Origin of the sequence: Bacillus sp. Marseille-P3661 (assembly GCF_900240995.1) — a bacterium.
GTDB lineage: Bacteria > Bacillota > Bacilli > Bacillales > Bacillaceae_J > OESV01.
The window spans coordinates 238,332-251,999 of record NZ_LT965957.1 but is presented as its reverse complement, the minus strand read 5'-3'; the positions used below and the strand labels follow the sequence as shown (position 1 = coordinate 251,999).

Genomic DNA, 13,668 nt, shown 5'->3' with positions numbered 1-13,668 from the left:
GATCCACCCCAATCTTATTATTCTATTAGGAGGTGACTTACATATTTATTAATTGAATTATAAATAAAAATTGTAGGAAGTAGTTTAAATACGTTAAAAATAGGAGGAGATTAAATGCATAATTTTAATAAAATTATAGGAAAAGTAATGGTTATAATGCTTATTTTTGCGATAATGACTGCATGTAGTTCGACCAGTCAAAATTCTTCAACATCTAATAATGGTTCTTCTAATTCTACTAATTCTTCTGAATCTGCTACCAACAATGATTCGGCTCCAAAAGAAGATTCTAAAGGTGAAACCACTACTCTAAGTATTGGTACAAGTCCGAATGGTTCGGCATTTAATACTGTTACTACAGGTATAGCTAGTGTTGTTAGCTCTAATTCTGACATGAATGTATCAGTAAAGCCGTTTGCAGGTCCAGCTGCGTGGATGCCTATGTTAAATAGTGGTGAAATTGACATGGGCTTTATCTCTTATGGAGAAGCTGTTTGGGCATTAAAAGGAGAAAATGGTTTCCAAGCTAATAAAAATCTTCGTACATTAGTGCGTGGTAACTATACAACAACTATTGGTGCGGTAGTAAAAGCAGATTCAGGAATTGAAACTGTTGCAGACTTAAAAGGGAAAAAAGTTGCATCTGATTATGCCGGTAACCTTGTTGTAAGTAATATAGTTGAATCTCTCTTAGTCATGAATGGACTAAGTTGGGATGATGTAGTAAAAGTTCCTGTACCAAGTGCAGCTGCGGGCATTGAGGCACTTCGTGATGGTCGTGTGGATGCAGCGTTTGGACTTGGTCCTACAACGGCTTTAGTTGTAGAAGCCGATAATGCCGTTGGACTAAAACCATTAGACTTTATCGATAATCTTTCACCAGATCAAGTAAATACTGTTTCTGAAGATGTATTAAAAGAGCTATCTTCACGAGTAGCAGGTGCGGAGTTAAAAGTCCTTAATGAAGGTTACTTAAAAGAAGATACAATAGGGGGACAGTATCCATTAATGTTAGCAGTATCAGCGGAGTTATCTGAAGATGCAGCGTATAATATGGTAAAAGCACTATGGGAACATTATGAAGAACTTCACCCAATCTTTAGTTGGTTAGAGTCATGGACTCCAGAGCTCATGTTTGATCCAAAGCCAAGTGTACCTTACCATCCAGGAGTAATTAAGTTTTTTAAAGAACAAGGACTCTGGAATGATGAGACTGAAAAAATTCAACAAGAATTAATGGAGCTAACAAAGTAACGTTTTCTAAACAGAGTTGAGTTGTTAGAAGCGGAGGGATTTTATGGATAATCAGGAATTACGCTTTCGAACTTTCAATAGCCGTCCTGCCAGTTTTTTCTGGCAGGCGGTCCTTTTCTTAATACCGGTATCTGGTATTTTGTATATACTGGGAATTCACCAATATTTACGAATTACTTTATACAAAGAGCAATATGTTGGTTTCTTTTTAGCGTTATTGCTATCAGCTGTCTTTATAGGAGTACCAGCAGGTAAAAACGCTGTAAAAGATAGAATCCCTTGGTATGACATGATTATGGCTGTTCTAGGATTGATCGTCGGCTTTTATGTAGTTATCTATTATCCAGATATTATACTAACATTTGGATATGTTACAACAGAAAGAATCATCCTGAGTGTAATTGCAATCTTGCTTGTAATGGAAGCGATTCGGAGAACGGTAGGACTAGCTCTAATGATTGTTGTTTTGGCATTTATGTTATATGGATTTTTTGCTCCTTCTTTTCCAGGAGTTCTTAAAGGTAGTGAGACATCATTAAGTCAATTGTTTAACTACTTATATCTCGATCCCAATAGCCTATTTAATTTATTAGCTATTGCCTCAACTATTGCTTTATCGTTTATATTATTTGGTCAAATTTTACTAAGATTTGGCGGTGGTGATATATTAAATAACTTTGCTTTGGCTGCTTTTGGTAGATTTAGAGGTGGTCCGGCAAAAGCATCTGTTCTAGGTTCTAGTTTGGTAGGAACGATAACCGGTGGACCAGTAACAAATGTAATGTTAACAGGTAATGTAACAATTCCTTTAATGAAAAAAAACGGCTATACGTCAGCGCAAGCGGGTGCAGTAGAAGCTGTTGCATCAACAGGTGGTCAAATTATGCCGCCAGTAATGGGCATAGCCGCATTTATTATTGCAGAAACTTTAGGTATTCCATATTCGGAAGTTGCCTTGGCGGCCTTAGTTCCAGCTGTTCTTTATTATATTTGTACATTTGCTCAGGTTGATTTAATCGCAGCAAGAAGTAATACACGTAGAATGTCTGCAAGTGAACTTCCTTCAATGCGAAAAGTGTTTCGTACTGGTTGGGTGATTATTCCAGCATTTGTAGTTTTAATTTACACTCTATTCTTTAAAGGCTACACACCTTCCATTTCCGGACTTTATGCGTCTCTTTTTGGATTAGTGTTTTTATTAATTCAGCGTGATGTTAGAACGAAAGTATTAAAAAATATTTATAATGTTTTTCTCGATACAGGTAAAACATTAATAGATATTGGTGTGGTTCTTGCTGCAGCTGGGCTTGTTGTCGGGATTACAGGAATAACTGGACTTGGCTTTAATCTTGCAATGATGTTGAGTGAAGTTGCTCAGAACGGCCTTTTTATTTTGCTAGTTGTATCCGCAATTGTTTCGGTTATATTGGGGATGGGAATGCCTTCAGTCGCTGCATATACATTAGTGGCTGTTTTAGTCGCGCCGGCAATTGTCGAACATGGAGTAGAGCCAATCGCAGCACATCTATTTGTTTTCTATTTTTCTATCATTTCAAATTTTACACCTCCTGTTGCGCTTGCATGTTTTGCTGCCGCGCCAATTGCGAAAGAGAGTCCGCATAAGATAGGTTTCCAAGCAATGAGATTGGGCTTGGTAGCATATTTGATTCCTTTTATGTTTGTATATTCACCGTCATTGCTATTAAAAGTAGTGGACGGAAATTCAGTAACGAATGTAGCAATTACTATTATTACTGCGATTATTGCTTGTATATTATTAGCATTTGCAGTGGAAGGATATATTTTTAGTGCGATAAGTATGATCAAACGATTTATTGTTGGCATACTAGGCATTTGCTTAATGATTCCAATTAGCGCATTTTCATTAAGTTGGTTGCTCAATACTATTGCACTTGTGCTTACCGTAGTTTTTTTAATGCTTGAGTGGAGACTTAATAAAAATAAAGGTAAAGATGGGGAAGATTTAAACAATCCAAATTTAAGTTTAACAGATTAAAGTATTGATAATGGGGATCATGTATCCCATCATTTGGAGGAGAAATATGGTGAATAAAACTGACGTAATCCAATTAAAAAACTTTATAAATGGTGAATGGGTATCTCCCTTATCTAGGGAAGAGGAGATTGTTAGAAACCCGGCAACAGAGGAGCCACTGTGCGCTGTTCCATACTCAAATATTGAGGATTTAAATGTGGCTATTAAAGCTGCAGAGAAAGCTTTTCCTACTTGGAGTAAAACTCCGGTTCCTAAAAGGGCGAGAATTTTATTTAAATATCAACAATTATTAGTTGAACATCAAAATGAACTTGCGGCCCTAATTACGAAGGAAAACGGAAAAAGTATAAATGAAGCCTATGGAGAAGTTCTTCGTGGGATCGAGTGTGTTGAGTTTGCAGCTGGAGCTCCTACATTGATGATGGGAAAACAATTACCAGATATAGCTGAAAATATGGAGTCTGGCATGTACCGCTATCCGATTGGTGTGGTCGGGGGTATTACACCATTTAATTTTCCTATGATGGTGCCTTGCTGGATGTTTCCATTAGCAATTGTATGTGGAAATACATTTGTCTTAAAACCTTCAGAACGAACACCTTTACTGGCGAATAGACTAGCAGAACTCTTTCAAGAGGCAGGATTGCCTAATGGTGTATTAAATATTGTACATGGAGCTAGAGATGTTGTGAATGGATTACTTGAACATCCAGGTATAAAAGCGATCTCATTTGTTGGCTCCCAACCGGTAGCAGAGTACGTTTATAAAACTGCGACTTCATATGGAAAAAGAGTTCAAGCTTTAGCTGGTGCGAAGAATCACTCAATTGTTATGCCGGATGCAGATTTAGAAACTGCAGTTAGCCAAATTATTAGTTCAGCATTTGGGTCAGCTGGAGAAAGATGCATGGCATGTTCAGTAGTAGTTGCTGTGGGTGACATTGCAGCGGAATTAACTGAAAAATTAATAAAAGCATCCAACGAGCTACAAATTGGTAATGGATTGGATGATGGTGTATTTTTAGGACCAGTTATAAATAAAGCGCATAAAACAAGAACAATCCAATATATTGAATCAGGTATAGATGAAGGGGCAGCATTAGTAAGAGATGGACGAAAAGATGCAGTAGTTTCTAATAAAGGATTTTTTGTAGGGCCTACTATTTTTGACCATGTGACAACAGAAATGAAAATATGGAAGGATGAAATATTCGCTCCTGTTTTAAATATTGTCAGAGTAAGTGATTTAGATGAAGCCATTCAGCTTACGAATAAATCAGCTTTTGCTAATGGAGCATGCATTTACACCAAAGATGGAGGGCACGTAAGGAAGTTTAGAGAAGAAATTGATGCAGGTATGTTAGGAGTAAATGTAGGTGTACCAGCACCAATGGCGTTCTTTCCATTTTCTGGGTGGAAAAATTCTTTCTACGGCGATCTTCATGCCAATGGCCAAGATGGAGTTGAATTTTATACAAGGAAGAAAATGATAACCTCCAGATGGTAAAAAATCTTGATAGACGTCAGCAATATTAAACTAATACCACCGACCAAACAGTCCTCGTTTTGGTCGGTTTTGTTGTTTAATGTGGCAATATCCATTATATCTTACTATTTTTTTTCTAGTTCTTCCATTACTACAAAAGCCAAGTCGTCGTTACCAAATACCGACAATAAATTAAGTAATGTTTCGTCATGAATTTCGGCGCTCTCTTCTTTAGAGACCACCACGTCCAACGCTTGTCTTAATGCCGAATTAGCTTGTTGAGGTGGATATGCACGATTATATAATTCTTCTGGATCAAGTTCATTATTTATACACCATTGAGCATATACAAGTATCATCATCTTTTCATCAGTTTGATAATTTTCTATGATTTTTTTTTCTATATCTTTTGAATTCATTGTGAGCGCCCTTTTTTAGCTTTATTATAACGTAATGTTCTATGTGAGGTGAAATTTTTTCCTAATTTCCTGGGCAAGCGCAAAAATAGACAATGTTAGCTACAAGACAAAAAGATTGAAAAACACGGGACATTTCTATTATAGTTTCAATATAACTAATTTAATTTGGAGGTAATAAGCATGACAAAAAAGGTAGCTTTTCTTTTAGCTAATAACTTTGAAGATTCAGAAATGAAAAATCCGTATGATGCAGTGAAAGAAGCGGGTTATGATACAACCATCATTGGTTTAGAAAAAGGAATTCAGTGTGCTGGTAAAAAAGGTACAGTATCTTATACAGCGGAACTAGCTGCTGCAGATGCTAAAGCGGATGAATATGATGCAGTAGTAATACCAGGCGGTTCAGCACCAGAGGCATTGCGAGTTAATGACAGCATCGTACAATTTGTAAAGGAAGCAAACGAGCAAAATAAGATCATAGCTGGTATTTGTCACGGACCACAAGTTATGATTAGTGCAGATATTCTAAAAAACAAATCTGTTACTTGTTATATAGGAATTCGAGATGATGTAAAACTGGCTGGTGCGAATTATAAAGATGAAGAGGTTGTAGTGAGTGAAAACCTAATAACTTCACGTACACCAAAGGACGAACCTGCTTTTATTCGTGAGTTACTAGCAAAACTTACATAACTTACATTAAACATAAAGGTCATACACTGACATTGCATAAAATCAACACGAAAACACATGGATTTTCTTCTAGAAGGTCCATGTATTTCGTGTTGGATAAGTTCAAGTATTCAAACTTTTAAGTGAATCATAATTTGTAAATAAGTTTGGACAATTATATAAAAAACAATTGCATACCCGAAATTGAAACGTAAGCCATTCTTAAACAAGCTCAACCCATTAGCAGCACTAAGCACTATTACAGGTAAGATAAATGGAGACAGCAAAACTGACAAAACACTACCCGATGTAATTGATAATACTACAAGCTCTGGTGGATAAGGTAAGCTCACATGTTCCAAGATTCCTGCTACCAAAACAATTACTACTAATGGTCCTAAACCAAGATAGCCTAATAAAATAACTACGATAGGGATAATCCAAAGCACGTTAATAAAGGGTATTGAATCAGCTATAAAGAAGATTAAATCAACTAGGGTATGGCCAAGACCGGATTGATTGACTGCATAAATAAACATGCCAGCTGATAGCATTATGCTAAACTGCTGTGCCTGACCCTGCATATCCTTAAACATGTACTGTTTACAATGATGCAAGAATTTTGTGCTTTTACGTTTAACCAAGAAATAAACAAATGTCCAAACTACAATCACAGGTGGAATAACAACTAAAAGCTCCCATTTCAAAGTACTGTGTATAATAATAATACTTCCAAACAACGAGATAAATAATAAACCAAATTGCAGTGCTTTTTTATTTGCATCTTTAATTGATGTAGAATTGTCTACAATTCTCCGAATCTCTTCTTTTATTCCTGAAGTCAAATCGATCCCATACCGTTTTTCCTGAAAACGTAAAAACAAACTAGCCAACAAAATACCGCATAAAGAAATGATAAAACCTTGTAAAATAGATATTCCTAAAGACGCACCTAAATGATCAACAGCAAATACGAAACTAGGCATACTGATGACCCACATTGTTGTCAATGCAAACCCGCGTAAAAGGGCTGTACTGCGATAGTTATCCCACGCTTCCCCTTTTTTACCACTAAGAAAATCGTTGACTAACTGATATACCATAGGAATTGAACCAAATAGTAAAAAGTAGGTAATAATTTGTGTAATTGCCAGCATCCCAAAATAAAATTTTTGGCTTGTATTTAATATATTGCGAGCGCAACTCATAACTGATTCAATATAAGGCTCGTCACGTAATGTCCAACTAATCATCGGCACAATTAATAAAAGTGAAATTAATCCGCTCATTTCTGTTGTTCCTTCAAGGATACTTTCAATTAGTGGTAGGTCAGTTGCAAATGTAATTGTAAGCATAGCAATAACCAAAAATAAAGGAATAGCCATTTTTTTTATATGTAGAGTAATTAAGCCAGATAAGAGTGAGATAAAGCCAATGAGTGAAAGAAGGAAAGAGCTGAGGGCAAAAGGATAGCCTAAATTTATGAAGTGAAGAATACTATACACACAAATCGAAATAGTAAATATCAATGCTGAGATTTTTTTCATAAACATGAACTCCTTATTTCTTTATTTCTAGGAATTTAGCAATTGTTCATAATCGTGCTTTTCAAGAACTTAATCTCCGAGTGCCTGTAATGTAAGATGAATAGAAAGTAAATACACTGATGAAGGTATTGAATAGTATAAGAGGGATGCTGTATGTAAAATGTAGATTGTGACTTCTATAGCATACCATAATGGTCTTGTAATTGATAACGAAAAATTTTAAAAATTCAATTTGTTTTATAAAAACTGGTGGCATGTAAAAAAATCAAGGTAGCCAATGGTGAGTTATTCCAACATCCATTCAAGAACTATAAACAGATTAACGCAGAACCTATGTTTTTAGTTTTCAAAGCACAGCATAGTAAATTAACCAACCCGATAGGTCTGTCCTCATGGCTTTAAAATCATTGTTCACCTATATAAAAGTACAAAACTTTCATTAGTTACTGTTCTAAAAAAATGGAGTTTATGATAAGCTGTGGTTATCAAGCTATCTTGTAATAAATACATAATGCTGATTTATCGTCAGTTTAGTGCATACATCTGAAGGAGGAAAATAAGAATATGGCTAGCTTACCAAATTGTCCCAAATGTAATTCACAATATACATATGAAGATGGAAATTTGTTAATTTGTCCTGAATGTGCCCATGAGTGGTCATTAGAAACTCAAACTGAAAGTAATGAAGATCAACTCCTTGTTAAAGATGCAAATGGTAATATTTTAACAGATGGTGATACTGTTACTGTCATTAAAGATCTTAAGGTAAAGGGAAGTTCATCCGTCTTAAAAATTGGTACAAAAGTAAAAAATATCCGTTTGGTAGACGGTGATCATAACATTGATTGTAAAATTGATGGTTTTGGTGCAATGAAACTAAAATCGGAATTTGTTAAAAAGGGATAAATTATAGTTTAATACAACAAACTTATAAGACGTTTATTAGGAAATGTATTATTCTTAATGAACGTTTATTTTTTTGATTGCACATAGTATTCAATTATAAGCATATTTTTTCAAGTAGATTAAGAAAATTTTAAAATATATTTAAGGGGAAAGATATGGATTAGCTGTTCAATATTATGATTGAAAATTATCTGTAAACGGGGAGATTCCAAAATGAAAACCGAAAAAGAAAAAATGTTGAATGGTGAATTTTATAATCCGAACGATAACGAATTATCTGAAGATAGAATTAATGCCCGAAGATTAACGAGATTATATAACAAAACACGTGAAACAGAAGAGAACACAAGAAATAAGTTATTAAAACAACTGCTTGGATCAGCTGGAAAAAGACTTTACATTGAGCCGACATTTCGTTGTGATTATGGATATAACATCCATGTTGGTGAGAATTTTTATGCCAATTTTGATTGTATATTTTTAGATGTTTGTGAAATACGATTAGGCGATAACTGTTTAATAGCACCGGGTGTACACATTTATACAGCAACACATCCATTAGATCCAGATGAAAGAATAGGAGGCAGTGAATATGGGAAACCTGTTTTTATTGGTCACAATGTCTGGATTGGTGGAAGAGCGGTTATAAATCCTGGAGTTCAAATAGGAAATAATGTAGTGATTGCTTCTGGAGCAGTCGTAAGTAGGAATGTACCGGATAATGTTGTTGTCGGAGGAAACCCAGCAAAAATCATTAAACATATTAAACCGCATGTATAAGTTGTATGTCTTTTTCAAAGTCTTTTTGAAGGCAAGGTTCATAAGTACCTAAGATTTTGCTAGAGAAAGAGGATGTGAATTTATCGGCTTTATCTATGGATCAGTCTCTGATTAAGCCTTTCACTTTCCTCTTAGATAGGCTAGGAGAATATCTCAAATAGGCAAATAGAGTAATATTTTGTTAGTTTGGTATACAGAGATACTATGTACTAGAACCCCCTGCTTAGCTATGCGAGTTGGCAGATAAAAGTAAGGGTAAATGATTCATTTTAATTTAACTCTCTACAATTAGCGAATTTTATATTAGTATTATAAGGGAGTACATATTTGTTTGAGTGTCTTGTATTGTAAGTGAGTTAGATTTAAAACTAGAATAGAAAGTGATGAGTGATTGTGGGAATAAAACGAAATGACCCATGCCTGTGTGGGAGTGGTAAAAAGTATAAGAAGTGCTGTTTGTTAAAAGAAAGTGTATTCGAACTTCGCGCGCTTAAGGAATATCGTTTTGATGAACTGAAACAACAAATGATGCTTAACTTAAGAGCGTTTCTTTCAACTAAATTAACATTTGACGAAGAAAATATATTAAAAGAAACATTTAAGAAACGATTAAATGCAAATCTTTCAAATGAAAGCATGATGTCTTACGTTACATTTTGGCTGTTATTTTTTCATGAATTTGCAAATGGTTACCGCGGAGTTGAGTGGTTTTATAATGAAGTAGGAAGATCTTTATCAAAGGAAGAAAAAGATCTTCTTGAAAATTGGATAGAGCTTGTTCCAAAAGTAATTAAAACGATAAACTACAATGATGAAGGCAAGTTTATAATGGATTTATTTACACATGAAACGTTCTTTATGCCCTATTCTGAAAATGTTAAAAATGTTCGACCTTGGGAAATTAGTTTCTGTCTTCTGGAGCCGTTTAATGATGGCTACTACATTAATGGGGTATCAACTTGGACGGGGCCAGAGGTTGCTGAAACTTTAATAACTGAAATACATAGACTACTATCAAGTACCAATAAAACATATGAGCAAGTTGTTAGGGACTTTTACCCAGAGCTTTTGTCAATAGTAATAGGTGAGAATGGAAACTTCTCTACAAAGTCTTGCGACGTTACAAATCAAGTTTTAACTTATCAGGTGAAAAATAAAGACAAGGTCGTGGAACAACTTCTTAAGAACAAAGCTTTTGAAATTGATGAATGGGAAGAGGATAAAGGCAACGGAAAAATGGTTTGGGTTGGTGAGTGGTATTGCTATGAAGATAGTGAATTAGAAGATCCAATTTATTTATCAAAATCATACGGCCAACTTGTTGTGAATAACAACGAAATAACCATTACCGGTTTTTCTAAGGAGAAGGTAAATGAATTTGAAAACTGGCTAGAACAATATAAAAACGATATCACTTTAACTAAACGAGATGAAATTGTTTATAGAATTCCTAATTCCGACCAATATGTAAGCTACTATAATATTTTGTCTGAGAATACGCCACAACATTTTGCGTTTTACGCACAAACGCGATTAAGATGGTTTGACCTTAATAAGCCATTTATGGGGCCAAACAGTTTATCGCCGCGTGAAATGAAAGTACGCGGTAAAATTGAAGAACTTGAAGCATTATTGCAAAAATTTGAATATCATAGTTTTCTAACACTTAAAGGGGCTGCTCCACAAACTGAGGATTTTAACTGGATTCGTAATGAATTAGGATTGCCAGTATCTCCTTTTGTGACCAATTATGAAACTAGGAAAACATCAATTAAAGTCTGGAATCAAACTAGCGGAGATGGGAATATTTTAGAAAGTGATCTTCCATATTTTGAGCAACTTGGTTTGACAATTAATTCAGCCATGAAATTTTATGGTCATGACATTCTAAAATTTTTTAAAGAAAAAACTGAAGGGAAATCGAAAGCAACGATCTCTAAATATGAAACAGGATTAAAAATACTAGTTGCTTATTTTGATGTATGCGACGAGGAAATAAGCTGCTGGAGTGATTGCACTGAAGGTTTCTGGGAGAAATTAATAGCTTATTCTTACCTAGATTTAAATATAGATGCAAATAACAGCCAAGCAAAAGCACTATTCGCCACTATTTATACTTTTGCAAGGCATATTGATAACACATATAACACAAGGTTAGCTAGTGTCGTGAAAGCATTAAATCAATATTATGAAGAACCAATCATACAAGCAATTGCTTTCTTGAGTTGTTATAACGATTATTATCAAAGAAAATATCATACTGATAAAGATCAATTAGATCATTTAAAGCATACAGCAGTTTCTGGCTATAATGCGAGTATAAGTGGATTGTTTGAAGTGGTAGGAAATTCTTCTTCTAACCTAACTTTGATTTCATTGGATAGCGATTTAATGGATAAACATAAAATTAATTTATCTGCTAAAGAGTCTAAACTTGTTCATACTGGCATGTTACTTAAGGGTACAATTGGAAAGAAAGTAAATGACAACTGGGAAATTGTCAGTTTGGAGCGTGTTTACCCACAAAGTGCAAAGGATTATATGACAATAGAAGATGAACAATCAGTAATAGTTTAAATATAGTATTTAATGACCTATCTCATTCGAGATAGGTCTATTTTCTGTTCTCGCACCTTACAAAACAATCCACTAAATTTAAGGTTTTATCATACCAAAATTATCCTTCATTATTTTTCTATAAATAATCCATCTTATAAAGGAGGTGATAGAATGGATTTGTTTTTTCGACATAAAATCGTTGAAACACAAGATGGTCATGCGATTATATTATATATAAATCCAAATAAATACGAATTTGCACAAGAATTAGGGGAGAGAGTTCGTGAAGGAACTCCGAAAAGCATTGAAAGCCAAGTACAGCAATACATTCGAAACAGAGTAGCGAGTAATGTACAAGCTAGACTTGTTAAAATAATGTTTGGGTCTATCCTAATAGCAACTTTAACCCTCAATCATCAGTCATCTACTTTAGCCGCTGAGAACTCAAATAATGGGGCGATTACAGAGCAATCAAATGATGTAATTATCAACATCGATGGAGAGCCGACAACCTTTTCTCAACCACCAATCATAAAAGATGGAGTTACATATATTCCAATTCGAGGAGTTGCAGAGAAACTAGGTGCATCGGTTTGGTGGAACGGAGATTCTAAAACAGTTGGAATCAACAGCGGAAATACACGAATAGCGTTTACAGTGGGCTCTACTGTTGCAAATGTAAATAGTGAGAAATTAAACGTACCGCCATCAATATTAGTAAATGGTACTGTTATGGTTCCGTTACGTTTTGTTAGCACTGCATTAGGCTTAAACGTGGATTGGAATGGAGAAACACGCACAGTTAATATTGTGTCACCTAACTCTCAGAAAACACATCAAGTAGTTAACGGAGATTCATTGTGGGGAATTTCACAGAGATATGGTATTAGTGTTAATGATATTAAAACAATGAACAATTTGACTAGTGATCACATATCAGTAGGGCAGACTTTAAATATCCCTCAATCTATACCTAAACAATCGGAAACACCAGGCCTAACGACGTCTAAGGTTGCTAATCAAACAACAAGTGATCTGCAATATCAAGTTATGACTGGTGACACGTTGTACAGTTTAGCTAATAAGTTTAATACAACTGTCGCTCAAATTAAGCAAGATAATAAACTAACAAATGATGCTTTATTTGTAGGTCAAAAATTAAATATACAAACAGATTCTGCCCTTTCTACACCTAATGGAACTTCGGTCCCAAGTACGTATATAGTAACATCTGGAGATTCATTGTCAGCGATTGCAAGAAAATTTAATATATCTGTCTCAAATATAAAAGAATGGAATCAGTTAACCAAGGATACTATTTATGTTGGACAAGTATTGAAACTAACTAATGATAAATTGAATCCAGCTCCTACAACAACCAACTCTCAAACTCAAACTACAGGAACTGCTAGCATCACATATGATACACATATTATTCAAAAAGGAGATAATATGTGGAATTTAAGCGTGAAATATGGGGTCCCGATGTCGGAATTGTTGAAAACAAATGGGATGACCCAATCAAGTCCCCTATCTATTGGTCAAATAATAAAGGTTCCAGTGCACAATATTCCAGTTCAGAAAACAGTAAGTGCTAAACATGGAGAATATCTTGATTGGTGGACTGAGGCACAATATGTTTTCGGTATCGGTAAAGTAGCGAAGGTAACAGATTTTCAAACGGGTAAGTCGTTTAAGGTTAAGAGAACAACAGGTGCGAATCATGCTGATTGTGAACCATTAACTGCTACAGACGCAGCGACTATGAAACAGGTGTGGGGTGGAGCTTGGTCTTGGAAAACACGGCCAGTTATTGTTGAAGTTGATGGGAGGAAAATTGCAGCTTCGATGAGTGCAATGCCACATGATGTTCAGTATATAGCTGATAATAATTTTGAAGGACATTTTGATATTCATTTTAAGAATAGCACGCGCCATAAAGACGGCAAAGTTGATACCGATCATCAAGCAAAAATTAAGGTGGCTGCAGGTACGTAATGATTATCTCATTAGGAAGGAGGGTTTTTC

10 protein-coding genes are annotated in these 13,668 nt (G+C 35.0%); 8 read left to right on the top strand and 2 right to left on the bottom strand.

What is annotated here, in order from left to right; genetic code table 11:
- Positions 1 to 114 precede the first annotated feature (114 nt).
- Genes C1724_RS22385 through C1724_RS22375 form a run of 3 tightly spaced genes read left to right on the top strand, consistent with a single transcriptional unit; the run spans position 115 to position 4,778 of the window.
- Positions 115 to 1,254, top strand: coding sequence for a TAXI family TRAP transporter solute-binding subunit (locus C1724_RS22385; RefSeq protein WP_102348967.1), 1,140 nt, complete (start codon positions 115 to 117; stop codon positions 1,252 to 1,254).
- A 43-nt stretch (positions 1,255 to 1,297) separates the two neighbouring features.
- Positions 1,298 to 3,271, top strand: coding sequence for a TRAP transporter permease (locus C1724_RS22380; RefSeq protein ID WP_102348966.1), 1,974 nt, complete (start codon positions 1,298 to 1,300; stop codon positions 3,269 to 3,271).
- Between the two features lie 46 nt (positions 3,272 to 3,317).
- Positions 3,318 to 4,778, top strand: coding sequence for a CoA-acylating methylmalonate-semialdehyde dehydrogenase (locus tag C1724_RS22375; RefSeq protein WP_102348965.1), 1,461 nt, complete (start codon positions 3,318 to 3,320; stop codon positions 4,776 to 4,778).
- A gap of 104 nt (positions 4,779 to 4,882) precedes the next feature.
- On the opposite strand, the gene C1724_RS22370 is transcribed toward C1724_RS22375, so the two are convergent.
- Positions 4,883 to 5,176, bottom strand: a complete 294-nt coding sequence (locus C1724_RS22370; protein ID WP_102348964.1) for a hypothetical protein — start codon at positions 5,174 to 5,176, stop codon at positions 4,883 to 4,885.
- Between the two features lie 180 nt (positions 5,177 to 5,356).
- On the opposite strand from C1724_RS22370, the gene C1724_RS22365 reads away from it, so the two are divergent.
- A complete protein-coding gene (locus tag C1724_RS22365) occupies positions 5,357 to 5,869 on the top strand; it encodes a type 1 glutamine amidotransferase domain-containing protein (RefSeq protein WP_102348963.1) in 513 nt (170 codons plus the stop codon).
- Between the two features lie 110 nt (positions 5,870 to 5,979).
- Here C1724_RS22365 and C1724_RS22360 read toward each other — a convergent pair whose 3' ends face one another.
- Positions 5,980 to 7,395, bottom strand: coding sequence for a hypothetical protein (locus C1724_RS22360; protein WP_102348962.1), 1,416 nt, complete (start codon positions 7,393 to 7,395; stop codon positions 5,980 to 5,982).
- A 564-nt stretch (positions 7,396 to 7,959) separates the two neighbouring features.
- On the opposite strand from C1724_RS22360, the gene C1724_RS22355 reads away from it, so the two are divergent.
- From C1724_RS22355 to C1724_RS22340, 4 genes are all read left to right on the top strand, one after another.
- A complete protein-coding gene (locus tag C1724_RS22355) occupies positions 7,960 to 8,301 on the top strand; it encodes a zinc ribbon domain-containing protein YjdM (protein ID WP_102348961.1) in 342 nt (113 codons plus the stop codon).
- Between the two features lie 213 nt (positions 8,302 to 8,514).
- Positions 8,515 to 9,081, top strand: coding sequence for a maltose acetyltransferase domain-containing protein (locus C1724_RS22350; protein WP_102348960.1), 567 nt, complete (start codon positions 8,515 to 8,517; stop codon positions 9,079 to 9,081).
- Between the two features lie 387 nt (positions 9,082 to 9,468).
- The gene (locus tag C1724_RS22345; protein WP_102348959.1) at positions 9,469 to 11,658 is read left to right on the top strand and encodes an SEC-C metal-binding domain-containing protein; all 2,190 of its coding nucleotides are present in this window, start codon (positions 9,469 to 9,471) and stop codon (positions 11,656 to 11,658) included.
- Positions 11,659 to 11,811: 153 nt separating this feature from the next.
- Positions 11,812 to 13,638, top strand: coding sequence for a LysM peptidoglycan-binding domain-containing protein (locus tag C1724_RS22340; protein ID WP_180994412.1), 1,827 nt, complete (start codon positions 11,812 to 11,814; stop codon positions 13,636 to 13,638).
- Positions 13,639 to 13,668 lie beyond the last annotated feature (30 nt).

Coding starts and splice junctions, on each gene's coding strand:
- C1724_RS22365 (WP_102348963.1), top strand. CDS start 5,357: ATGACAAAAAAGGTAGCTTTTCTTTTAGCTAATAACTTTGAAGATTCA.
- C1724_RS22360 (WP_102348962.1), bottom strand. CDS start 7,395: ATGAAAAAAATCTCAGCATTGATATTTACTATTTCGATTTGTGTGTAT.
- C1724_RS22380 (WP_102348966.1), top strand. CDS start 1,298: ATGGATAATCAGGAATTACGCTTTCGAACTTTCAATAGCCGTCCTGCC.
- C1724_RS22340 (WP_180994412.1), top strand. CDS start 11,812: ATGGATTTGTTTTTTCGACATAAAATCGTTGAAACACAAGATGGTCAT.
- C1724_RS22375 (WP_102348965.1), top strand. CDS start 3,318: ATGGTGAATAAAACTGACGTAATCCAATTAAAAAACTTTATAAATGGT.
- C1724_RS22355 (WP_102348961.1), top strand. CDS start 7,960: ATGGCTAGCTTACCAAATTGTCCCAAATGTAATTCACAATATACATAT.
- C1724_RS22350 (WP_102348960.1), top strand. CDS start 8,515: ATGAAAACCGAAAAAGAAAAAATGTTGAATGGTGAATTTTATAATCCG.
- C1724_RS22385 (WP_102348967.1), top strand. CDS start 115: ATGCATAATTTTAATAAAATTATAGGAAAAGTAATGGTTATAATGCTT.
- C1724_RS22370 (WP_102348964.1), bottom strand. CDS start 5,176: ATGAATTCAAAAGATATAGAAAAAAAAATCATAGAAAATTATCAAACT.